Genomic DNA, 22,663 nt, shown 5'->3' with positions numbered 1-22,663 from the left:
TCCTATGCTCCCAGCTTCTCGAGCAGGCCGGACAGCGCCGCGACCGCGTCGATGCGGGCGGCCACGAAACCATCGGGGCGCGAGGTTCCGGTCAGGTCGGCGACGACCTTCTCGGGACCGGCCAGCAGCACGGTGGTGACGCCGGCGGCGCGCAGGGCGTCCACGGCGGTCCCGGCTTCGGCGGCGTAGCGCTTGTCGGCGCCGCACAGCACGGCGATGGAGGCGCCGGATTCGGTTGCGGCCTTGCCGATCTCGTCCAGGCCGATGGCGCCCGGATGCACCGCTTCGATACCGCCGGAGGCGAGCAGGTTGGCGGTGAAGGTGACGCGGACATTGTTCTCCGCCACCGGTCCCAGCGGCACCAGCAGCGCCTTGGGGCGCGCGCCGTTGGCGATCAGGAAGGCATCGGAGCGGTTGCGCAGTTCCTCGAACGCCGCGCCGTAGCGGGCGGTCGCACCGGGCACACGGGCCGCTTCCGACAGCGGCTCCTCGCCCAGGTTCGGGAACTCGTTGACGCCGGTGACGGCGGTCTTGCGGTGCGCCACATCGGAATCGCGGCGGGTCTTGGTCTCGGCGATGCGCTCGGCCAGCAGACCGGCCTGCAGCGCGGCCAGATAACCGCCCGCCTGCTCGATCTCCTGCATGAACTCCCACGCCTTGGCGGCCAGTTCGTCGGTGAGCGAATCGACGTACCAGGAACCGGCGGCCGGGTCCTGCACGTGGCCGAGGTGCGATTCCTCGAGCAGCAGCAGCTGGGTGTTGCGGGCCATGCGCTGCGAGAACGCCTGCGAGACACCGAGTTCCCCGGCGGGCAGGGCGTCGTCGAAGGGCAGCACGGTGACATAGTCCGCACCGCCGACGCCCGCGCCGAACGCGGCCAGGGTGGTGCGCAGCATGTTCACCCACGGGTCGCGCTGGGTCATCATGGCGGGCGAGGTGACGGCCTGCTGCGGGGCATTGCCGAACGCGGGCGCGCCGCACACCTGGGCCACGCGGGCCCAGAGCCGGCGGGCGGCCCGGAATTTGGCGATGGTCTCGAACTGGTCGTCGGTCGCGGCGAAGCGGAACTCCAGCTGGCCCAGCGCATCCGCGATATCGGCGCCCGCGTCGGTGAGCGCGCGCAGGTATTCCAGACCGGCGGCGACGGCCGCGCCCAGCTCCTGGGCATCGGAGGCGCCCTGGTTGTGGAAGGCCACGCCGCACACGGTGATGGCGCGGACGGTCTCCGGCCGGGCCACCGCCTGCTGGGCCAGCGCCACCGCGCCATCCAGGTCGATGGCCGGCGAACCGGCGAACAGGCTGGTGAGCGGGGTCGCGCCGAGCGAGACCCGGATCGCCGTGCGGTCCTCGGCCTGATAGCCGTCGAGCACCGAGAACAGCTGCGCGGCAGCCTCGTTCACCTCGTCACCGGCGCGCAGGGTGATCGGCGCGAGATCGAAGAGCATGCCCTTGACGGCCGTCTTCAGGTCCGCGACGGGCACCGCGTCGGCGCCCACGCTCAACCACACGGCGCTGACGCCGTTCTCGAGCGCGAACAGGATCTCCTGGTTCACGGTCTCGGCATCGGTCCCACCGAAGCGCTGGCTCACGTACCAGCCCCGGTGCACGTCCCGGGTGGCATCGCCACCGCGCACGAACGGGAACTGCCCCGGCAGCGGCTGCTCGGGCAGCTCGTCGCGACGGGTGTACAGCGGATTGACGGTCAGGCCGTCGTAGGTCTTTACCGCAAGCAGCTTCTCCGGTTCGTCCGGCAATTCGGACACATCCACCTTGCGGGCCTTGGCCAGCACCCCGGCGACACCCTTGCGCCAGGCGGCATACCCGGGCACCGGTTCGGTGCCCGAGTCTGAAGCAATCGGCATAGCTGCTGTTCCCTCTTCCACTCACTGACCGGATGACCGGTTTCTACTGCATTCGCACAGCTCAACGGGCACTTCGGTTAACGAGCATTCATCGTCTTTACCCTGATGCTAACCGCAGCATTGTGATTCCCGTCCACGGAGTCCCACTACCAGCGGGTAACCTGGCGCGGTGCCAACAACCGAGAGCAGGCCCCGGACCCGCCTGTCCGCCCAGCTCACCCGCCTGCCCGAGCTGCTGCGCCGACTCCGCGAACCGCGGGTCGTAGTCGCCCTGCTCGCCTGCGGCGTGTTGTTCGCCCTGGCCGCCTTCGCACCCCACCCCGGGCCGCAGCAGATCCGCTCCTGGGCCGATTCGGTGGGCCCGGCGCTGCCGCTGGTCTTCTTCGCCCTGCACACCCTGGTGTGCGTACTTCCCTTCCCGCGCACCATCTTCACCCTCAGCGCGGGCATGCTCTTCGGCTCGGCGCTGGGCCTGACCCTGGCCTTGACCGCCACCACCCTAAGCGCCGTCCTGGCCCTGATCCTGGTCCGCGCCCTCGACCACGACCGGGTCCGCGCCCGCCTCACCCATCCCACCGTGCAAGCCGTGGACGCCCGCCTGGCCCGCCGCGGCTGGCTCGCGATCGGCTCACTGCGCCTGATCGCCTTCGCCCCCTTCTCCATCGTCAACTACTGCGCGGCCCTGTCCTCGATCCGCATGACCCCCTATGTCATCGCGACCGTCTTCGGCATCCTGCCCGGAACCATCGGCACCGTCCTGCTCGGCGACGCCCTCACCAACCGCACCTCCCCCGCCCAGCTGGCGATCACCGCCCTGTGCCTGGCCGCCGGCGTCGCCGGATTGGTCGTCGACGCGCGCATGGCGCTGCCCGGCGAGCGCTGATCGCTCCGCCCCCAACCGAAACCCTTTGGAGCCTGAGGGCCTTCGGCTCCGGTCAGACGGCGGTGCCGCTGTCGGGGTCCATGCCGCCGAGTCCGTCGGGGGATTCGGTCTCGCCCTCGGGGTCCCGGTCGGCGGTCACGGCCTGGTGTTCGTCGGCGAATTCGGTGCTCTGCGCATCGTCGTCGAGGTCCGCGCGCTCACGCGGATCGCCGGTTTTCCGGTTCATCACAGCTCCTGGTTCGGGGGGCGGCCGCCGGGGCGGGGTCGCGGTGGGGGCGGATTCGATCGACGAGGTCGCTCTACCCGTGGGCCGGGAGCGCAAACGGGCACGTCGCCGGTTGATCTTCGAGGAGCGGGGTATCACCGTCGAGCACACCGTCCGCGTCACGTCCAGGAGCCCGCCTTGTCCGATCTTCGTGCTCTCCGCCACGACGCCCGGCGATCGGCACGGGCGGTGTGACGAATGCGATTGCGGCACAGCACGATCGAGGGCGACGGCATCTTGCGCCGGCGGCGGGGGCGGGGGTTTTCCTACGTCACCAGCGCGGGTGAGGTGGTGCGTGACGAGGAGACGCTGCGGCGGATTCGGGAGCTGGCGATTCCACCGGCTTGGCGCAAGGTGTGGATCTGCGCGTATCCGAACGGTCATATCCAGGCGGTGGGGCGTGACGCGGCGGGCCGCAAACAGTATCTCTACCACGCACAATGGCGGCGGGAACGGGATGAGGAGAAGTTCGACCGGGTGCTGGAGCTGGCGACGCGGCTGCCGGTGCTGCGCGAGCGGTTGCGCGCCGACCTGGATCGGCGGGGGCTGGGCGAGGATCGCGTGTTGGCCGCCGCGATCACGCTGCTCGACTCGGGGGTGCTGCGGGTGGGCGGTGAGGAGTACGCCGAGACGAACGGGTCGCACGGGGTCGCGACGCTGCTGCGCGAGCATCTCCGGGTGCACGGCGCGCGGATCGCGCTCGATTTCCCGGCCAAGAGCGGTATCCGGTGTCAGGCCGAAGTGTGTGACGTCGCCTTGGCGAAAGCATTGCGGGCGTTGCTGACCGCGCGCACGGACACGCAGCGGTTGTTCGTCTACCGGGATCGAACGGGCGTCCACGAAGTGCACGCCGACACGGTCAACGCCCGCTTCCGGGAGCTCACCGGGCCCGAGTTCAGCGTCAAGGATTTGCGCACCTGGCAGGCGACCGTGCTGGCCGCCGCCGGGCTCGCGACCGTGACCGCGCCGAGTTCCGTGCGGGGCCGCAAAACCGTGGTGCGGCAGGTGATGTCGGATGTGGCCGAGTTGCTGGGCAATACGCCCGCCGTGGTGCGCGCCTCCTATGTCGATCCGCGGGTGCTGCGCGCTTTCGAGGAGGGCGTCACGATCGCCGCCGCCCTGGGCCGGGCGCACCGCGCGGACAGCCCGCAGGCGCAGCGCGACATCGTCGATCGGGCGGTGATCCGGTTGCTGCGGCGCACGCATCAATCGGCGGCCATCGGGTAGCTCGTCGGTATCCAGCGAACCACGACCGAAGGAGCGAGCCTGTGACCAGATTCGGATACACGCTGATGACCGAGCAGAGCGGCCCCCGCGAACTCGTCGGGTACGCCGTCGCCGCCGAACAGGTGGGATTCGATTTCCTGGTCAGCAGCGATCATTTCTCGCCCTGGCTCGAGGAGCAGGGGCACGCGCCGCACGCCTGGACGATGCTCGGCGCCGTCGCGCAGGCCACCGAGTCGATTCCGCTGATGACCTACGTGACCTGCCCGACGCTGCGCTACCACCCGGTGATCGTGGCGCAGCAGGCCGCCACGCTGCAGATCCTCGCCGAAGGCCGGTTCACCCTGGGGCTGGGCAGCGGGGAGAGCCTCAACGAGCACGTAGTGGGCCTGGGCTGGCCGGGTGTGGCCGAACGTCACGAGCGGCTGGAGGAGGCGATCGGCGTCATCCGCGATCTGCTCGCGGGCGGGACGGTGAGTCGGCACGGGCATTGGTACCGGGTCGATTCGGCTCGGATCTGGGATCTGCCGCCGGATCCGGTGCCCCTCGCGGTGGCCGTGTCCGGTGCGCGGTCGGTCGAGCGGTTCGCGCCGCTGGCGGACGAGATGATCAGCACCGATCCGGACGCGGATCTCGTCCAGTCCTGGCGGCAGGCCAGTGACGGCGACGGGGCCCTACGAGTGACCGGTCAGGTGCCGGTGAGCTGGGATACGCACCGGGACAAGGCCGTTCAGCGTGCTCACGAGCAGTTCCGGTGGTCGACCGGCGGGTGGGACGTCAATTCGAATCTGCCCACCACGGACGGCTTCGCGGCCGCGACCCAGCTGGTGCGGCCCGAGGACGTCGCCGAATCGATTCCCTGCGGACCGGACCTGGACGCGGTCGTGGAGGCCGTCCGCCCCTACTGGGAAGCCGGATTCACCGATATCGCACTCGTGCAGGTCGGCGACGAAGCGCAACAGCAGTTCCTCGACGAGGCAGCCGGACCGCTGCTCGAGAAACTCCGCGCGGCCGCCGCATAATCCGAGTCCGACACGGTCTGGGCAATCGAGACATAAGCGACTGTCCAGACTTGATCTTGCACGGTCGTGGATGAATATCTACTATCGCCGTACGTAGGTAGTAGATGGCCCAGTTCCTCACACGACCCTCGGAAGCGGGAATGCGACCACCAGACTCCTCCCGGACTTACGGCCAGTATTGCGGATTGGCACGCGCTCTCGACATCGTCGGCGAACGCTGGAATCTGCTGATCATCCGCGAATTGCTCATCCACCCAGCACGATACAGCGATCTGCAGGCAGCACTGCCCGGCATCGCCACCAACCTGCTCGCCGATCGACTGCGCGCGCTCGAGAGTGCCGGGGTACTGCAGCGCCGGCTCGATCCGGGAGTGCGAGGTGTGACCTACCACCTCACGCCATGGGGCGAAGAACTGCGCAGCACAGTCGAATCACTCGTAGCCTGGAGCGCACCCCTGATGGAGTCAGGACCCCGGCGCGGGGACGCCTTCCGCACCCACTGGCTCGTAGTCGCATTGCGAGCCCTGCTGCGAGGCAAACGATCCGAGCGACCGACCGTAATCGGCGTAGAAGTCGAAGGCGAGCTCGTGGCAGTCCGCGTCGACCACACCGGCACCCACACCACCCTCGCCCCCGCCCAACGACCGGCAACGGTGTTCCACAGCGGCCCGACAACGGTCTTGGGTCTGGCAGCCGGCAGCATCACCATCGAGCAGGCGACAGCGATGGGCGAACTGCGCGGCGACGAACACGACCTCGCCGCCGTCTTCAGCCAGGCCTGAGCCCGGGCACCACCGCCGAACATCTGGTACACCCGCGAGTGTGAGACCGAATACCCCATCGGACAACGTTGTTCACGGGTCACGCCCATTGCTGTTCCTCGACGTAGACGGGCCATTGCTCCCCTTCGGAGCCGACCCGATCGACCTCTCCCCCAACACCGAACCCGGGCCGGCCCGATCGCGATTGACTCACGCGATCGGGCACCGGCTGGCAGCCCTTCCCTGCGAACTGGTGTGGGCCACAACATGGGAAGAGGAAGCCAACACCCACCTCGCACCACTCTTGGGCCTGCCGCCGCTCCCCGTGGTCCGCTGGCCCGAGCCCACCGCGTCACAAATCCACGAAGACCGATGGTTCGGATTGTCGTGGAAGACACGCACTCTCGTCACCTGGGCAGCCGGCCGCCCGTTCGCCTGGGTCGACGACGAGATCACCGAAGCCGATCGCGAGTGGGTGGCCGGACACCATCCCGCACCCGCGTTCCTACGGCAGGTCGACTGCTTCCAGGGCCTGACCGACACCGACTTCGAGGTCCTGCACGCCTGGCTGCGGACCGGACCGGCGCGCCCGATGCTCTGAACCGGGCACGCCGCCCTCGCTACTCGAAATCGTATGTGAGCGTGTAGGTGTGGACGCCGTCGGTGGAGTCGAAGCCGCCGGTGCCGGTGAGGCCGGTGAGCTCGCCGGTGGCGGATCCGGGCAGGACCGACCATTGGGCGCGGGAGTTTCCGTCGGGGTCGAAGGTGCCGGTCATGCGGAGCACGAAGGTGCCTTTGCGGTCGGCGAGGGTGCAGTTCATGCGTTGGAGGCTGTCGAAGGTGCCGCTGCCGTCGGCGGCGGTGCAGGTGAGTCCCCGCCATTCGGCGTCTCCTTCGATCGCGCCGCGGTAGGTGTCGTGACCCTCGGAGATGCCCAGGGCCGGTGCGTCCGTGGCGTCGGCGAACGGGGCCTGTTCCCAGGATTTCGATTCGATGGTGCCGGTCGCGGTAGTCGATGTCGTCATGGCTTCGACGCTATGGTCGAGATCGAGTGCCGTCTTGAACAAACGCGAACAGCAGGGGCCATGGACCACAGGACCGCCGAGCCGGCGCGTGGGCTGCTCGATCCGCAATCGGGGGTGGGCGTCTATCGCGAGGCGATGATCCCCGCCGCCGAGGATCTCGCCGACATCGTGGCCCACCACTGGTCCGTGCGCTGGGATCTGAACGGCCGCAACCCGTTCGTCGTGGAAGTGCTCCCGAGCCCGGCGGTAGTGCTCGTGGTCGACAACGGCCAATGCCGCATCCACGGCGTACTACGCGGACGATTCACCGACACCCTGTCCGGGCGCGGCGAAATCTTCGGAACCACCTTCCGCCCCGCCGGATTTCACGCACTCCTCGGCACCCCCGTCGCCGACCTCACCGACCGCGTCCTCCCCGCCGCGGAGGTCCTCGGCCCCGCCGCCGACCACCTCGCCGCCACCCTCGCCGCCCTCGCCGATACCGAAACCCGCCGCACCACAGCGGAAGCCTTCATCCGCGACCGCATTCCACCCGACCTGGCCCACACCCCACTACTGAACGAGATAGTCGACGAAACCCTCACCAACCGTTCGATCCTCCGCGTAGACGACCTCGTCCACCGCTCCGGCATAGCAAAACGCCACCTCCAAAAACTCTTCCGCGAATACATCGGCGTCTCCCCCAAATGGGTGATCCAGCGCTACCGCCTCCACGAAGCCGCCCAACGCCTCGACGAACACCCCATAGACCTGGCCACCCTCGCAGCCGAACTCGGCTACGCCGACCAGTCCCACTTCACCCGCGACTTCAAAACCATGGTCGGCCGCTCCCCCACCACCTACCTCCGCCACGAATGACCCACATCCCCCCTGGGGATCGGCAGGTGCGACGCAGGTTTTTGGTATGCGCATACCACTTATGTGGTACGTTCATATCAGCAAGATCGGAAGGGGAGATGATGGCTCGGATCGGGCGGTTTACCAGTGCAGATGCGCGGGAAGAGTTCTTGCGCGCGTATGACAACATGGCTGCGAAGTGGCCGGTGACGTTCAGCGATATCGATGTCGAGACCTCGTTCGGGACCACTCGGGTGCGCAAGTCCGGGAGCGGGCCGGGGGCGCCGATTGTGTTGTTGCCGGGGATCGGCGGGAACGGGCAGGTGGCTCGACGATTCATGGCGGAGCTGGCTCGGGATCGGGTCGTCTATACGCCCGATGTGATCGGGTGGGCGGGGCGGAGTGCACAGACTGCGCAGTTGCGGGATACGGCGGATATTGCCGAATGGATGGTCGAGACGTTCGACGGGCTCGGCGAGGAGCGGGTGCATTTGGCGGGGAATTCCTTGGGCGCCTGGCTTTCCGGGGCTGTCGCGGTGCATCGGTCCGATCGGCTGGCCAGTGTGACGTTGATCGAGCCGAGCGCTTCCACGTTTGCCAGGCCGCGGTTGGGGTTGTTGTTGAAGTTCATTGCGGCCGGGATGCGGCCCACGCCGGAGCGGATGCGGAAGCTGAATGCGTGGCTGATGCCCGGGTTCGAACCTTCCGATGACGAGTTCGCTATTGCTTTGGCGGCGGCAAAGTTCCGGATGGCCATGCCCTGGGATCGGCCGTTCACCGATGAGGAGTTGGGGGCCATCGATATTCCGGCGCTGGTGCTCTTCGGGGCCGAAACCGTGGTCAGCGACGTCGAATTCGCGGCAGGGCGCGCTCGCGATCACCTTCCCGCGGCGGAGGTCGAGATCTATCCGGGTGTCGGGCACGACCTGATGTGGGCCGGTCCCGATGCGGTGATTCCGCGGTTTCTCGAGTTCGTCGGCAGCCACGATCCGGCGCTGGCGTGAGGTCACCATGAGTCGCTGACCACAGGTGTCGGTGGGAGTGGGTAGCGTCTGGAGCTGTGGAAATTGGGGAACGGATGCAAGAGCTCGCTGACCGGATCGTGGTGCTGCGGGAGGCCTACTATCAGGGGTCGCCGCTGGTCGCCGATGCCGAGTACGACCTGATCGAGGATGAGCTGCGGGAGTTGGTGGGAGCGCATCCGGAGCTGGCGCCGGATCCGAATCCGCTGGAGCAGGTGGGTGCGCCGGGGGTGCTGCATGCGCCGATCCGGCATTCGCGGCCGATGCTGTCACTGGAGAAGGCGACCAAGCCCGAGCAGGTGGCGGCGTTCTTCGATCGATTCCCGGGGCAGTCGGTGGTGGTGATGCCGAAGCTGGACGGGCTGTCGCTCGCGCTGGTGTTCGAGGACGGGCGCTTGGCTCGGGCGATCACGCGAGGTGACGGGACCACCGGGGATGACGTGACCATGCTGGTGCGGGCGCTGGTCGACGGGGTGCCGGAGAAGATCGACACCCCGGGGCGGGTGGAGGTGCGCGGCGAGGCGGTGATGCTGCGCTCGACGTTCGCGGCGTACAACACCGCGCATCCGGACAAGCCGTTGATCAATCCGCGCAATGCGGCCGCGGGCACGCTGCGGGCGAAGGATCCGGCCACGGTCGCCGAACGGCGGTTGCAGTTCTTCGGATTCGATCTGGACGACTCCTCCGGTGACGCGGCGCTGGATCTGGAAGACGGGTTGCGGGCCCTCGGCATCGCCGGCGCGCAGATGCGGCATTGCGAGGACGCCACGCAGGCGCAGGCGGCGATCAGCGCGATCGAGGACGGCCGCAATGACCTGGACTACGACCTCGACGGCGCGGTACTGCGGCTCGCGGACCGGGATGCCTACGCCGCGGCCGGGACTCGCTCCAACTCGCCGCGCGGCGCGCTGGCGTTCAAATTCGCCGCCGAGGAGAAGACCACCCTGCTGCGCGAGGTCATCTGGGATGTCGGCAAGACCGGCAAGATCGTGCCGGTGGCGTGGCTGGAGCCGGTGTTCGTGGGCGGCACCACGGTCACCAAGGCCACGCTCGCCAACCAAGAGGTGATCCGCGCCCGCGACATCAAGATCGGCGACACGGTGCTGGTGCGCCGCGCCGGTGACGTGATCCCGTTCGTGGCGGGCGTGCTCGACGCCGCCAAACGCACCGGGGCGGAACAGGAGATCGTGCCGCCCACGGTGTGCCCGTCCTGCCAGCAGCCGGTGACCGAACAGGGCAACAGCCGGGAACTGTTCTGCACCAATGTTTCCTGCCCCGCACAGACGGTGCGGCGGCTCATCCACTGGGCTTCGCGCGCGGCGGCCGATATCGACGCCATCGGCCCGGTGTGGATCGAGCGGCTCGCCGAGGCGGGCATGCTGGAACAGCCGTCGGACTTCTACACCCTGACCAAGGAACAGCTGCTCGAATTCGACCGTGTCGGTGAGGTTTCCGCGCAGCGCATGATCGACTCGATCGATGCCAGCCGCCAGGTCGGCCTGCGCCGCGCCCTCATCGGCCTGGCCATTCCGATGGCCTCCGACGGCACCGCGGCCCGCCTGGCCCGCTCCGGTTTCGGCTCCCTGGAAGAGGTCGCCGACGCCGGTGAGGAGCGTCTGGTGGCGGTGGAGGACATCGGCCCGAAGGTGGCCGCCTCGCTGGTCGCGCACCTCACCCGGCTGCGCCCGGAACTGGATCGGTTGCGCGCCAACGGCGTCTCCCTCGATGTCCGCGAGGAGGATCTACCGCCCGTGGTGGCCGCCGGCGCGCCCCTGGAGGGCAAGACCGTGGTGATCACCGGGGCGATCAGCGACCCGCGCTCGGGTGAGAAGGTCGCCCGCCCGACCTTCCAGCGGCTGTGCGAGAAGGCCGGGGCGACAACGGCTTCGTCGGTGTCGGCGAGCACCGACATGCTCATCACCGGCGCGGGCGTGGGCGACAGCAAGCTCACCAAGGCCGAGAAGCTGGGCGTCGCGGTCGTCGATCAGGGCGAGATCTGGACCATGCTGATCGACGCCAACGTCGTCTAGCCCTCGGCGACGCCGGCGGGACGGGCCGGCGGTTCGTGGTGCGACACCGCCGGAATCGGTCGCACCGGCGCGGCTGTCTCGGGAGCAGCAGCCGCCGTCTCGGTGACGGCGGCTTCGGTTCCGACGGCGGCGACCGTCTCGACCTCGGTGTCGGTCGCGGGAATCTCGGTGCCGTGCAACGAGGTTCCCGCGGTCTCGCGCAGGAACGCGCAGGCCACGAGGCCGACGAGCGACGCCGCCACCATGTATCCCGCGGGGAACAGCGACCAACCGGTTCGTTCGATGACCGCCTCGTTGACCAGCGGTGCGGTACCGCCGAACAGGGCCGTGGACACGTTGTAGCCCATCGCGAATCCCGCGTATCGGACATGCGTGGGGAAGATCGCCGGGAAGGTCGAGCTGATGGTGGACAGCTGCGGAACGTAGAACAACCCCAGCACCACGAATGCGACGACGGCCCAGGCGGTTCCGAGCCCCATCAGCATGTACATGGGTATCGCGAGCACGGTCAATCCGATCAGCGAAACGAGCCACATCGGCCGCCGCCCGACCCGATCGGAGAGCCGTCCGAAGAACGGCAGCGACATCATCATGACCAGCTGTCCGATGAGCATCATGGCCGTGGTGGTCGATTCACCCAGTCCGAGCGTGCGTTGCAGATAGGTCGGCTGATAGGTGAGCAGCGTGTAGTTCACCACGTTCAGCGCGACGACCAGACCGATCAGCGTCAGCACCTCACGGCGGTAGGTGGTGAGCACCTCGCGCAACCCACCCGGCGGGGTATCGCGAGAATCCTGCTCCGACAGCTCGGTGAACACCGGCGACTCGTCCAGCTTGGCGCGCAGATACCACCCGGTCAGCCCCAGCGGCACGGCCAGCAGGAACGGAATCCGCCACCCACCGGCGTACATGGCGTCCGACCCCAGCGCCAGCTGACAGGCCAGCACCACCGCCGAACCGCCGACGAACCCGGCGAGCGTGCCGAATTCGAGGAAGCTGCCCAGGAATCCGCGCCTGCGATCGTTCGCGCATTCCGCCAGATACGTTGCCGCGCCGCCATATTCGCCACCGGTTGAGAATCCCTGCACGACCCGCAGCAGGATCAGCAGCACGGGCGCGAGCACGCCTGCCGTGGCGTGGGTGGGCAGCAGTCCGATGGCGCCGGTGGCCGCCGACATGAGCAGGATGGTGGTCGCCAGCACGGCTTTGCGCCCGATACGGTCGCCCAGCGGTCCCCACACCATGCCGCCGAGCGGGCGCAGCACGAAGGAGACCGCGAAGCCCAGCATGGTGCCGAGGGTGCCCAGCGAGCCCGGGAAGAAGGCCGAGGTCAGGTATCCCGCCGTGGCCGCGTACACGCCGTAGTCGAACCACTCGGTGGCATTGCCCATGGCGCTCGCGGCGACCGACCTCCGTAGCGGAAAGCCGGGTTTGTTCGGTTCCGTGGTTTCTCGCACGAAACAGACCGGTACCCATGCAATCGCTGCGCAAACGGTGGCGGTCCGGTACGGGTGCGCCGGCGACCGGTCCCACCAGCGCCTAAACCTGGTCTGTGATCGTGGTCACTATCGGCTCGAATGGCAAAGTCATTGGCCGTTTTTCGATTCCGCGGCCATCATGTCGAGGTGACTCCGTATCGCCTGGCCGAGCCGCCGTTGTTCACCCGCCTGCGGGATGCCACCCGGGTGCTGATCGCGGGTGCGGGCGGCGGATTCGACGTGTACGGCGGACTGCCGCTGGCCGTGGCCTTGCAGGCGCAGGGCAAGACGGTGCATCTGGCGAATCTGTCGTTCAGCAATTTGCGCCGGCTCGCGCTCGACGACTGGTTCGCGCCCGGAGTGGCCGCCGTCGGCCCGGAATCGGCGGGCAACGACGACTATTTCCCGGAGCGCAGCCTGGCCCGCTGGCTGGCGAGCACCGGCCGCGATCCCCTGGTCTACGCCTTCCCCAAATCCGGCGTCCGCCCTTTGCGCGCGGCCTACGCGGCCCTGGTCGAGCGGCTCGGCATCGATGCCATCGTGCTGGTGGACGGCGGCACGGACATTCTGCTGCGCGGCGACGAGGCCGGGCTGGGCACGCCGCAGGAGGATATGACCAGCCTCGCGGCCGTCGCCGGTCTCCCGGACATCAATCGCCTCGTGGTCTCCGTCGGTTTCGGCGTCGACGCCTACCACGGCGTCTGCCACGCCCACGTCCTGGAAAACCTCGCCGCCTTGCAGAAACAGCACGCCTACCTGGGCGCGCTCTCCATCCCCGCGGAAAGTCCCGAAGGCACAGCCTATTTCGCCGCCGTCGTACACGCCCTCGCCGAAACCCCGCTGCGCCCCAGCATCGTTCATTCCCAGATCGCCAGCGCTCTCCGCGGCGAGTTCGGCGACGTCCACGCCACCGACCGCACTTCGGGCACAGAGCTTTTCGTCAATCCCCTCATGGCGATGTACCTGTCCGTCGACCTACCGGCCTTGGCCCGCACGGTCGAATACCTCCCCCACCTCGAACCCACCGAACACGCCTACCAGGTGGCGCAATTGATCGAAGCCCACCTGACCTCGCGCCCCGAACCCCGCCCCGCCGGCTTCATTCCGCACTGACATCAACGACGGCACAGATGCTCCGGGCTCAGCAGGCGCGTCAGCACCGCGTCGTCGATCAGTGCGTAGCGGCGGACCAGCTCCGGAATCGAGGCACCGGTGGCAATCGCTTCGGTGACCAGCGCGGATACCGCTTCGTACCCCAGCACCGGATTGAGCACGGTGGCGATGCTGGCCGAGCCGAGGACGGACTCGCGCATGCGTTCGGGGTTGGCCGTGATGCCGCGGATACAGCGGTCGCCCAGCACCCGCACCGCGGCGGTGAGGTGGGTGAGCGAGGCCAGCAGGGCGCGGGCGATGATCGGTTCGAAGGCGTTGAGCTGCAGCTGTCCGGCCTCGGCGGCCATGGTGATGGTGAGATCGTTGCCGATCACCTCGAAGGCGACCTGATTGACGACTTCGGGGATGACCGGGTTCACCTTGCCCGGCATGATGCTCGAACCCGCTTGCACGGGTGGGAGCTCGATCTCGCCCAGGCCCGCGCGCGGCCCGGACGACAGCAGCCGCAGATCGTTGCAGATTTTCGACAGTTTCACCGCGGACCGCTTGGTCACCCCCGAGAGCTGGACGAGCGCACCCACATCGGAGGTGGCCTCGACCAGGTCCCGCGCGGTGGTCAGCGGCAGTCCCGTGATCCGGCGCAGGTGCTCGCACACGATGCCCGGGTACGCGGGATGGGTGTTGAGCCCGGTCCCGATCGCGGTGCCACCCAAGTTGATCTCGGCGATCAGCAGGGACGCTTCGGCGAGGCGATCGGCGTCCTCGCCGATGGTCACCGCGAAGGCGCCGAATTCCTGCCCCAGCGTCATCGGCACGGCGTCCTGGAGCTGCGTCCGGCCGAGTTTGATCATCCCGGCGAATTCGGCGGATTTCTCCCGGCACTGTTCGCCGAGCACCCGAAGCGCGTGTTCCAGTGCGCGCGCGGCGAATCCGATCGCCACCTTGACCGCGGTGGGATAGACGTCATTGGTGCTCTGCCCGCGATTGACGTGTTCGAGCGGGTGGATGCGGTGGTAGTCGCCGCGCTGGTGGCCGAGGATCTCCAGCGCCCGGTTGGCGATCACCTCGTTGGCGTTCATATTGGTGGATGTCCCGGCGCCGCCCTGGATCTGGTCGACCACGAATTGGTCGTGCAGCGCCCCGCCGCGAATCTCGGTGCAGGCGGCGATGATCGCGTCGGCGATATCGCCGTCGAGCTCGCCGAGATCCCGATTGGCTTGCGCCGCCGCCTGTTTCACCGCGGCGAGCGCGACGACCAGGTCGGACAGCCGGGCGATCGGCACCCCGCTGATCGGGAAGTTCGCCAGCGCGCGGGCGGTGTGCACGCCGTAGTAGGCGGCGGCGGGGACATCGTGGCAGCCGAGCAGATCGTGCTCGGTGCGGACGGTGGACGGGGTCGGTGCGACCATTACTGTGCTCCTGCGTCAGTCCGCGCGGTGGCCGCGGATCAGGCGGTGGCGGATCCGGGTGTCGGTGGCGGCGTCGACGATCGTGCCCGCCAGCGCTGCCGCGCCCTGCCCGATCGCCGCTTCGGCTGCGGGCGTGGTGGTGGCGGTGGCGAACTCGGGTTGATGGTTGACCGCGGGCATCGAGTCGATGCCGATGTAGGGATGGATGGCCGGGATGAGCTGAGACACGTTGCCCATATCGGTGGAAGCCCGGGCCATCATCGCGTCCGCGCCGGAACTGAACCGGCGTCCGACCGCGATCGCGCGCCGCTCGTAGCAGGCGAGAAGTTCGGTGTCCGTGCGGAATTCGGCGTAGGGCTTCGACTCGGGCGTAACGGTGAGCGCGGCGCCCGAGGCCCACGCGCCCGCTTCGAAGCAGCGCAGGATCCGAGGTTCGACCTCGGCGAGTTCGGCGAGCGTTTCCGCGCGCACGTACCACCGGCCGGCGGTGTGTTCGGCGATCGCGTTCGGCGCCTCCCCGCCGCGCGTCATCATGCCGTGCACCCTTACCGAGTGCGGAAGTTGCTGGCGTAGTAGCCCGATCGCGACCTGCGCGATGGTGAACGCGTCGGCGGCGTTGACGCCCCGCTCGGGGTAGGCGGCGGCGTGCGCGGATCTGCCGCGATACTCGATGTGGCTGTGCGACACCGCGAACGGCCGAGCCAGGGCGACGTCGACGGGGCCGGGGTGGACCATCGCCGCCGCGTGCAGGCCGTCGAAACCGCCGCGTTCCAGGAGTTCGATCTTGCCGCCGCCGCCCTCTTCGGCGGGTGTGCCGAGCACCGACACCGTCAGGCCGAGGTCGTCGACGACGGGTGCGAGCGCGAGTGCGGCGCCCACCGAGATGGCCGAGATCAGGTTGTGGCCGCACGCATGCCCGAGCCCGGGCAGCGCGTCGTATTCCGCGCACACCGCGATGTGCAGGTCACCGCTGCCGATCCGGGCGGCGAACGCCGTGTCCAGATCGCGGTACCGCTCGGTGACCTCGAACCCGTTGTCCGCCAGCTGTTCCGCGACCCGGCGTGCTGATCTGACCTCCTCCCAGGCGATTTCGGGATGGTCGTAGAGATCGTGGGACAGCCGGACCAGGTCCGGGTGGGCGGCGGCCACTGCGGCGGTGACCACATCGTCGATGGTGGTCACAGGTCACCCGGAACGCCGTAGGAGGGCGCGGCCGTCGGATCGATGGCGCGCATCCGGTAGTCGGCCCGCTGCGGTCGCCAAAGCTCCCACAGGGCAACGAGATCCACCAGCGGATCGGCGGCGTAGTCGACGCGCAGATCGGTGACCGGCCAGGACACATCGTCGACGACCAGCAGACCGGCGGAGTGCACCGGCCCCGCTTCCCCGCCGGCCGCCGTCCCCGCCCTGAGCCCGTCGAGCAGGCGGCCCTCGAAGGTCTCCGCATCGCTGCCGGTGTAGCCGGCGAGCAGGGCGGCGACGACCCCGTCGTGGGCGAGCAGATTTCCCGCCGCCACGGCATGCTCACCGACAGCCTCGGCATGCACGCCCAGGCTGTGGGCGCCGGAGTGCACGGCGGTACCGCCGTGGATATCGACGACGGTCACCTGACGGTGCTCCGGGTACCGTTCCTCGGCCAATGCTGCATCCAGCGCCGCAGCGGCATCGCGCCCCGCTGCCAGCAGATCGAGCACCCGCGTACCCAGTGCCGGATTCGTAATGTTCTGCGAGGCAACGACTCCCACCCCCGCACGGGCGTGCGCGCAACGTGCCGCCACGGCGGGGCTCGACGAGCAGATGACCATGCCGAAGGCCCCGGTACCGGGGTCACGGGCAACCAGGGACAGGGTCATGCGCCGCCGTCCTTCGGGTCGCTGAGCACCGCCGTGGCGTCGATCTCGACCAGCCATTCCGGCCGCGCGAGGGCCTCGACGACGAGTCCGGTCGAGACCGGGAACACGCCTTCGAGCCAGCGCCCCATCACCCGGTACACCGGTTCGCGATAGCGGATGTCGGTCAGGTAGACGGTGACCTTGACGATGTCGCGCAGTGAGCTGCCCGCTTCGTCGAGCAGCATGGCGATATTGGCCATCGCCCGCTCCGCCTGCGCCGCCGCATCACCGATGCCGACGGACTCCCGGGTATCCAGGTCCTGGCCGATCTGCCCGCGCAGATAGACCACGCCGCCGGCGACCACGGCCTGACACAGGTCGTTCGAGAGATTTTGCTCGGGGTAGGTGTCCTTGGTGTTGAACGGCCGAATCCGCCGGTGGGTGGGAGAAGTCAAGGCGCACAGTTCCTTTCAGATGCTCACGGATGGTTCCGCGGACAGGGACCGTTCGCCCTGGCCCCGGTGTGCGAGGTAGCCGCGCTGGATCGCGATCTGCCCGGCGAGGTATCCGGCGTCGTGCCACACGCCCCACAGGAAGCTCGATCCGCGATTCGACAGCCACGGCAGGCCGAGGAAGTACAGCCCGGGCTCGGCCGAAACCCCGCGCTGGTGCACCGGTTTTCCGCGCTCGTCGAAGGTGTCGACCTGCAACCACCCGTAGTCGTTGGCGAATCCGGTCGCCCACACGATCGTGGTCACACCGGCTCCGGCGAGCACCAGTTCGGCGGCGGGGTCGGTCACACAGCGCGGCAGCGGGCCGAGCACGTGTGCGCCGGGTTCCTCCGGCAGGTCCAGACCGTTGCGGGCGACGTACTCGTCCGCCTCGGCCAGCATCGACAGGTAGTTCGCGTCCCCGTTCTCGATGTTCGTCCGCAGGTCGGACCCGAAGCGCAGGACCCCGTCGGCGAAGCCTGTGGCCGTCCCCCACAGGGTGATCCCGTCCGCGGCGAGCGCGCGGAAGTCGACGGTGTGCCCGCCGCGTGCCCCGCTGACGGCGATCGTCACGTGCTCGGCGCCCAGCGGCGGCGCCGCCGCGCCCCATTTGCCCAGCACCCCGAGCCACCAGCAGAAGTCGCGGCCGCGATAGCTGCGCGGCGGGCGGTCGTGGGGGCCGACGGCGAGATGGACCGCGCGGCCCGAGCGCCGCAGCTCGTCGGCGATCTGCACGCCCGAGGAGCCCGCGCCGACCACGAGCACCGCGCCGTCGGGCAACTGCTCCGGATTGTGGTAGGAGCTCGAGTGGATCTGATGAATACCGGCGTCGGCGGGGACGACATTCGGGATGATCGGCCGCTGGAACGCACCGGTGGCCGCGACGACGAAGCGCGCGTCGATGGTGCCGCCGGTCGTCTCGACGCGGAAGCCGGGGCGCCCGGTGTTCCGGCGTACCGAGGTGACCTCGACGCCGGTGCGAATCGGCGCGGCGATCTTGTCTGCATAGGCCAGGAGGTAGTCCGCGACCTGTTCCTTGGTGGCGAATTCGTCTGCGGCGATATCGAATTCCAGCCCGGGAAAGCGGTCGTGCCAGGCCGGCCCGTTGGCCACGAGCGAATCCCAGCGCCACGAGCGCCAGCGCTCGGCGACGCGATCTCGTTCGATCACCAGGTGCGTGATGCCCTGGGCGCCGAGGTGCTCGCTCATCGCGATACCGGCCTGACCGGCGCCGACCACGAGCACGTCGATCTCCTCGGTGGACACTTGTACCTCCGGATGCACTGGGAGAGTTGTCGATTCCATGGCTCAGCCGACCGCCGGGCGAATGGCGAACCAGGTGGTCTTCAAGCCGGTGTACTTGTCCAGCGCGTGCAGCGAGAGATCGCGGCCGAAGCCCGACTGTTTGAAACCGCCGAACGGCGTCTGGGCGCTGAGCGCGTCGACGGTGTTCACCGAGACCGTGCCCGCGCGCAGTGCGGACGACACCCGGTGGGCGCGATCGAGGCTGTCGGTCCACACCGACGCGGCCAGGCCGTACACGCTGTCATTGGCCAGGCGCACCGCCTCGGCTTCGTCGCGGAAGGTCTGCACCGACAGCACCGGCCCGAAGACCTCTTGGGTGACCAGTTCCGCATCCGCGGGCAGGCCGGTGAAAATGGTCGGCTCGACGAAGCAGCCCCGCCCGGCCACGGTGGTGCGGTGGCCGCCGAGCAGCAATTCGCCCTCGGCCCGGGCACGGTCGATGAACCCCATGACGGTGTGGGTGTGCTCCTCGGAAACGAGTGCGCCCAGGGTGGAGGCCGGGTCGAGCGGATCGCCCGGGCGGATCGCGGCGGCGTGCCGCAGCAGCGCCTCGATCAGGTAGTCGGCCGCGTCCTGCTGCACCAGCAGGCGGGAGTTGGCCGAGCACACCGCCCCCTGGTTGTAGAAGGCCCCGAATACCGCCTTCTCCGCGGCCGCGTCGAGATCGGCGTCGGCGAACACGAGATTGGGGCTCTTGCCGCCGCATTCGAGCCAGACCTGTTTGAGGTTGGAGTCGGCGGCGTAGCGCAGAAACCGTTTGCCGGTCGCGGTGGAGCCGGTGAACGCGAGCACGTCGACGTCCCCGTGCAGGCCCAGCGCCGCGCCCGCGGTCGCGCCGAGGCCGGGCACGACATTGAGCACGCCGTCGGGCAGACCGGCTTCGGCCGCGAGTTCGGCGAGCCGCAGTGCCGACAACGGTGACTGCTCAGCGGGTTTGAGGACGACACTGTTTCCGGCGGCGAGTGCGGGGGCGAGCTTCCAGACCGCGAGATCGAGCGGGAAGTTCCACGGCACGACCGCGCCGACCACCCCCAGCGGTTCGCGCGTGACCAGGGCCAGCGCACCGGGATCGGTGGGCGCGATCTCGCCGGGGATTTTGTCCAGCGCTTCGGCATAGTAGGTGAAAAGCGCTGCGGCCGAAGGCACATCGACGGTGTCGGCCTCGGTGACGAGCTTGCCCATGTCGAGCGAGTCCAGCAGCGCCAGTTCGTGCCGGTGCTCGAGTATCAGGTCTGCGAGCCGCAGCAGCACCCGCTTGCGTTCGGCCGATGCCGCCCGCGACCAGACCCCGGACTCGAACGCTGTGCGGGCGGCGCGGACGGCGCGATCCACGTCGGCGGCGTCGCCAGCGCCGACCCGCGCCAGCACGTCGCCGGTGGCCGGTGCGATCGAGTCGAACGTCGTGCCCGAGGCGGCGGGGCGGAAGGAGCCGTCGATGAACAGTTCGGTGCGCGGCCTGAGTGTTCCGGCCAGGGCCGACCAGTCGGCGGCCGAGGATGGCGCTGTCATCGTCACTCCCCCGGGATGTAGATGGCGAACTGCTTGAGCAGCGGTTCGTCGACCCGGTACTCCCCGCGCCAGCCGCGTTCGAGGGTGAACGAGTCGCCGGGGCCGAAGGTGCGAGCCACGCCGTCCTCGGAGGTCAGCGTCAGCGAGCCCTCGAGCACGTGGGTGAACTCGTCACCGGGGTAGGACTCGATGTATTCGGTGTAGGGCTGGGCGCGCCAGGAGCCGACGCTGAATCGCTGGTCGGCACTGGCGAGGTGGGCGCTTTCGTGTTCCTGCGGATCTCCGGATCGCAGCGTGGCGGCGGTGACATAGGCGCTCGGGGTCATGGTGGCGGCGAGCTCGGGGCCGGTGGGAACGGGGTTGACGGCAGGCATCGGTGGTCTCCTCAAAGTTGTTGTGCGGCAAGGGACGGGAAGGGCAGCAGCACGGGTTCGGTGGACAGGCCGGTGACTTCGCGGCGGAAGGGCACCGGATCGGTGCGGACGGGCTCGTCGAGTTCCTCGGCGTAGCGGTGGCCCGACCACACGGCGGCGGCGATGGTCCCGGGAGCCCAGGCATCGCCGATGCCGCGCACGGAGCGCAGGTCGGCGGCCTCCCATTCGTCCTTGCGCCGGTGCAACTCGGTGTACAGGCCGTCGTTGGGCAGTCGCGCGGTGACGAATACGACGCTGTCGGCGGGCACGGTGACGTCGTGGCCGGTGAACGCGCAGGTCGTCGTCACACCGTCCGCGGTGACCGCGGTGACGGCCCGGTTGACCTGAACCTCGACGCCGGCGTTCATCACCCGCTTGCGGATGCGATGGACCTCCATCGTGTTGGTCGTCCACTGCGAGACATGGGCGGCGGGGGTGACCAGGGTGACGTCGAACTTCTCGCCGGCCAGCAGTTCGGCGAGCACGCCACCCAGGTAATAGTGGTCGTCGTCGAAGAGCACGACCTTGCGACCACGCGGGCGCGCTCCGCCGAAAATGTCGTCGGGAGTGAGGATTTCGGCCCCGGCGTCGATCGGGATCGGGTGGGTGTGCCAGCGTGCGACGCCGTCGCGCCGCCACCGCGCGCCCGTGGCGATGACCACCTGCTGAAAGTCGTTGCCGAGGATGTCGTCCGCGGTCATCGGGCTCTGCCGGAAGACCTCGACATTGTCGAGCCGCCGCAGTTGCTGCTCGCGGTAGTCCACGACCCGGATCCACGCCGACAGGCCCGGCAGGCTCGATTCGGCGCGCACCCGTCCGCCGAGTTCGCGCGTCGCCTCGGCCAGGCTGACCGCGTAGCCGCGCTGACCGAGGGCACGCGCGGCCTCCAGACCCGCCGGGCCCGCGCCGACGACCAGCACCGTCGACTCGCTCGCGCGGGGTTTGATCCGCTCGGGATGCCATCCGCGCCGGAACTCCTCGCCCATGGTGGGGTTCTGCGTGCAGCGGATCGGAGACATAGTGAAGTCACCGGAGACGCAGATATTGCAGCCGATGCATTCGCGAATGTCCTCGAGATCGCCGGTCTCGATCTTGCGGGGCAGGAAGGGGTCGGCGATCGAGGGCCGGGCGGCGCCGATGAGATCGAGCACGCCGCTCTTGACCTGGTGCACCATCATGTCCGGTGAGGTGAAACGTCCAACGCCCACAACGGGTTTGGTGGTGAGCTGCTTCAGTCCGCGCACATAGGGCTCCTGCTCGCCCTCGGGCCCGAAGCGGGAGGTGACCGAGTCGTCCTCCCAGCTGCCCAGCACGAAGTCCCACAGGTCCGGAAGCTCACCGAGCATTCCGATGACGTCTTCCATCTCCGCCCGGGTGATGCCCGCGTCGCCGAGCAGTTCGTCCACCGAGATGCGGCAGGCGACGGCGGCGCGGCCCTCGCAGATCTCGCGGGTGTCCTCGAGGATCTCGCGCAGTAGCCGGACCCGGTTGCGCAGGCTGCCGCCGTACTCGTCGGTGCGGTTGTTGTAGCGCGGGGACAGGAAGTGATGCAGCCCGCCGATCGCGTGCCCGGCGTAGACGTAGACGATGTCGTACTCGGCCCGCAGCGAGCGGCGCACCGCTTCACGATGCCAATGCCGCAGGTCGGCGATATCGGACCGGGTCATCTCGCGGGCCTGCACCGGGTCGTAGTTCCAGGAGACCACCGGCAGATGCTGCGGGCCCAGCGGAGTCTCGCGGCTGATCAGGTTGGGGCTGTTGAGCCCGTTGTGGGCCAGTTCGATACCGGCCAGCGCGCCGCCCTCGTGGATCTTCTCCGAGATCCGGGTGAGGGCGGGCAGGTCCTGGTCGTCCCAGAGCCGCAGTTCGATGAACGGCCCGATATCGGAGGTGGGGTGGATCTCGACCTGCTCGGTGCACACCACCGCCCAGCCGCCCTCGGCCTTGACCTGCCGCATGTAGGCCTCGCCGGAGGGATCGCGGTAGCCCATGCCGTTGCAGTGCGGAACCTGGAAGAACCGATTGCGGGCGGTCACCGGTCCGATACGGACCGGCTCGAAGAGGATGTCGTAGCGGGGATCACGCACGGCAGGCTCCTGACTGGAGTGGGGATCGGATCGCACCATTCTTTGCGATTGATCTCAAATAATCGTCCGGCCCGGACTATCTGTCCACCTGGGGA

At 68.8% G+C, this 22,663-nt stretch carries 21 protein-coding genes; 9 read left to right on the top strand and 12 right to left on the bottom strand.

Translation table 11 applies throughout. From position 1 onward, the window contains the following. Window positions 1-2 precede the first annotated feature (2 nt). A complete protein-coding gene (locus NY1_RS03475) occupies window positions 3-1,862 on the bottom strand; it encodes a methylmalonyl-CoA mutase family protein (protein WP_067708153.1) in 1,860 nt (619 codons plus the stop codon). Between the two features lie 169 nt (window positions 1,863-2,031). Here NY1_RS03475 and NY1_RS03470 point away from each other — a divergent pair, with 169 nt between their 5' ends. Next, window positions 2,032-2,745, top strand: coding sequence for a TVP38/TMEM64 family protein (locus NY1_RS03470; protein ID WP_439955991.1), 714 nt, complete (start codon window positions 2,032-2,034; stop codon window positions 2,743-2,745). Between the two features lie 52 nt (window positions 2,746-2,797). Here the strand turns inward: NY1_RS03470 and NY1_RS42610 are convergent, their stop codons facing one another. Then, window positions 2,798-2,971: a hypothetical protein gene (locus NY1_RS42610; protein WP_157762018.1), complete on the bottom strand. Its 174-nt coding sequence runs from the start codon at window positions 2,969-2,971 to the stop codon at window positions 2,798-2,800. Window positions 2,972-3,208: 237 nt separating this feature from the next. On the opposite strand from NY1_RS42610, the gene NY1_RS03465 reads away from it, so the two are divergent. From NY1_RS03465 to NY1_RS45525, 4 genes are all read left to right on the top strand, one after another. Beyond that, window positions 3,209-4,237, top strand: coding sequence for a DNA topoisomerase IB (locus NY1_RS03465; protein WP_067708151.1), 1,029 nt, complete (start codon window positions 3,209-3,211; stop codon window positions 4,235-4,237). Between the two features lie 41 nt (window positions 4,238-4,278). After that, window positions 4,279-5,256 (top strand): TIGR03557 family F420-dependent LLM class oxidoreductase, encoded by a 978-nt coding sequence (locus NY1_RS03460; protein ID WP_067708148.1) that lies wholly within the window; start codon window positions 4,279-4,281, stop codon window positions 5,254-5,256. Window positions 5,257-5,441: 185 nt separating this feature from the next. Next, window positions 5,442-6,038 carry a winged helix-turn-helix transcriptional regulator gene (locus tag NY1_RS03455; protein ID WP_233434185.1) on the top strand — a complete coding sequence of 199 codons (597 nt, stop codon included), beginning with the start codon at window positions 5,442-5,444 and terminating at the stop codon, window positions 6,036-6,038. Between the two features lie 361 nt (window positions 6,039-6,399). Continuing rightward, window positions 6,400-6,618 (top strand): hypothetical protein, encoded by a 219-nt coding sequence (locus tag NY1_RS45525; RefSeq protein WP_233434184.1) that lies wholly within the window; start codon window positions 6,400-6,402, stop codon window positions 6,616-6,618. 19 nt (window positions 6,619-6,637) lie between these two features. On the opposite strand, the gene NY1_RS03445 is transcribed toward NY1_RS45525, so the two are convergent. Continuing rightward, window positions 6,638-7,042, bottom strand: coding sequence for a DUF3224 domain-containing protein (locus NY1_RS03445; protein WP_067708231.1), 405 nt, complete (start codon window positions 7,040-7,042; stop codon window positions 6,638-6,640). 60 nt (window positions 7,043-7,102) lie between these two features. Here NY1_RS03445 and NY1_RS45055 point away from each other — a divergent pair, with 60 nt between their 5' ends. From NY1_RS45055 to ligA, 3 genes are all read left to right on the top strand, one after another. After that, window positions 7,103-7,900 carry a helix-turn-helix domain-containing protein gene (locus NY1_RS45055; RefSeq protein ID WP_067708141.1) on the top strand — a complete coding sequence of 266 codons (798 nt, stop codon included), beginning with the start codon at window positions 7,103-7,105 and terminating at the stop codon, window positions 7,898-7,900. A 26-nt stretch (window positions 7,901-7,926) separates the two neighbouring features. After that, window positions 7,927-8,883 (top strand): alpha/beta fold hydrolase, encoded by a 957-nt coding sequence (locus NY1_RS03435; protein ID WP_169815302.1) that lies wholly within the window; start codon window positions 7,927-7,929, stop codon window positions 8,881-8,883. A 74-nt stretch (window positions 8,884-8,957) separates the two neighbouring features. Next, complete coding sequence (gene ligA, locus NY1_RS03430; protein WP_067708138.1) at window positions 8,958-10,931, top strand: NAD-dependent DNA ligase LigA; 1,974 nt, start codon at window positions 8,958-8,960, stop codon at window positions 10,929-10,931. Here ligA and NY1_RS03425 read toward each other — a convergent pair. Continuing rightward, complete coding sequence (locus NY1_RS03425) at window positions 10,928-12,322, bottom strand: MFS transporter (RefSeq protein ID WP_084534612.1); 1,395 nt, start codon at window positions 12,320-12,322, stop codon at window positions 10,928-10,930. The genes ligA and NY1_RS03425 overlap by 4 nt on opposite strands. 234 nt (window positions 12,323-12,556) lie before the next feature. Between NY1_RS03425 and NY1_RS03420 the strand changes: the two genes are divergently transcribed. Continuing rightward, a complete protein-coding gene (locus tag NY1_RS03420; RefSeq protein WP_218028299.1) occupies window positions 12,557-13,522 on the top strand; it encodes a DUF1152 domain-containing protein in 966 nt (321 codons plus the stop codon). 2 nt (window positions 13,523-13,524) lie between these two features. Here NY1_RS03420 and NY1_RS03415 read toward each other — a convergent pair whose 3' ends face one another. The 8 genes from NY1_RS03415 to NY1_RS03380 are packed head-to-tail and all read right to left on the bottom strand — an operon-like array spanning window position 13,525 to window position 22,568. Then, window positions 13,525-14,931 carry an aspartate ammonia-lyase gene (locus NY1_RS03415; protein WP_067708133.1) on the bottom strand — a complete coding sequence of 469 codons (1,407 nt, stop codon included), beginning with the start codon at window positions 14,929-14,931 and terminating at the stop codon, window positions 13,525-13,527. Between the two features lie 15 nt (window positions 14,932-14,946). Further along, window positions 14,947-16,113: a M20 family metallopeptidase gene (locus NY1_RS03410; RefSeq protein WP_067708130.1), complete on the bottom strand. Its 1,167-nt coding sequence runs from the start codon at window positions 16,111-16,113 to the stop codon at window positions 14,947-14,949. Then, entirely contained in the window at window positions 16,110-16,784 is a 675-nt protein-coding gene (locus NY1_RS03405; RefSeq protein ID WP_067708127.1) for a DUF1028 domain-containing protein, read from the bottom strand. The genes NY1_RS03410 and NY1_RS03405 overlap by 4 nt, the downstream gene beginning before the upstream one ends. Next, complete coding sequence (locus NY1_RS03400) at window positions 16,781-17,227, bottom strand: RidA family protein (protein WP_067708124.1); 447 nt, start codon at window positions 17,225-17,227, stop codon at window positions 16,781-16,783. Before NY1_RS03400 ends, NY1_RS03405 begins: the two co-directional genes overlap by 4 nt. A gap of 6 nt (window positions 17,228-17,233) precedes the next feature. Next, entirely contained in the window at window positions 17,234-18,520 is a 1,287-nt protein-coding gene (locus tag NY1_RS03395; protein ID WP_067708121.1) for a flavin-containing monooxygenase, read from the bottom strand. A gap of 42 nt (window positions 18,521-18,562) precedes the next feature. Then, the gene (locus NY1_RS03390) at window positions 18,563-20,068 is read right to left on the bottom strand and encodes an aldehyde dehydrogenase (protein WP_067708118.1); all 1,506 of its coding nucleotides are present in this window, start codon (window positions 20,066-20,068) and stop codon (window positions 18,563-18,565) included. A 2-nt stretch (window positions 20,069-20,070) separates the two neighbouring features. After that, a complete protein-coding gene (locus tag NY1_RS03385) occupies window positions 20,071-20,442 on the bottom strand; it encodes a cupin domain-containing protein (RefSeq protein ID WP_067708115.1) in 372 nt (123 codons plus the stop codon). Window positions 20,443-20,453: 11 nt separating this feature from the next. Then, window positions 20,454-22,568, bottom strand: a complete 2,115-nt coding sequence (locus tag NY1_RS03380; RefSeq protein ID WP_067708112.1) for an oxidoreductase — start codon at window positions 22,566-22,568, stop codon at window positions 20,454-20,456. Window positions 22,569-22,663: the final 95 nt, after the last annotated feature.

The organism is Nocardia yamanashiensis NBRC 100130, assembly GCF_001613325.1.
Lineage (GTDB): Bacteria > Actinomycetota > Actinomycetes > Mycobacteriales > Mycobacteriaceae > Nocardia > Nocardia yamanashiensis.
Note: the sequence above shows the minus strand (reverse complement) of the source record. Positions and strands in the feature narration are given on the sequence as shown.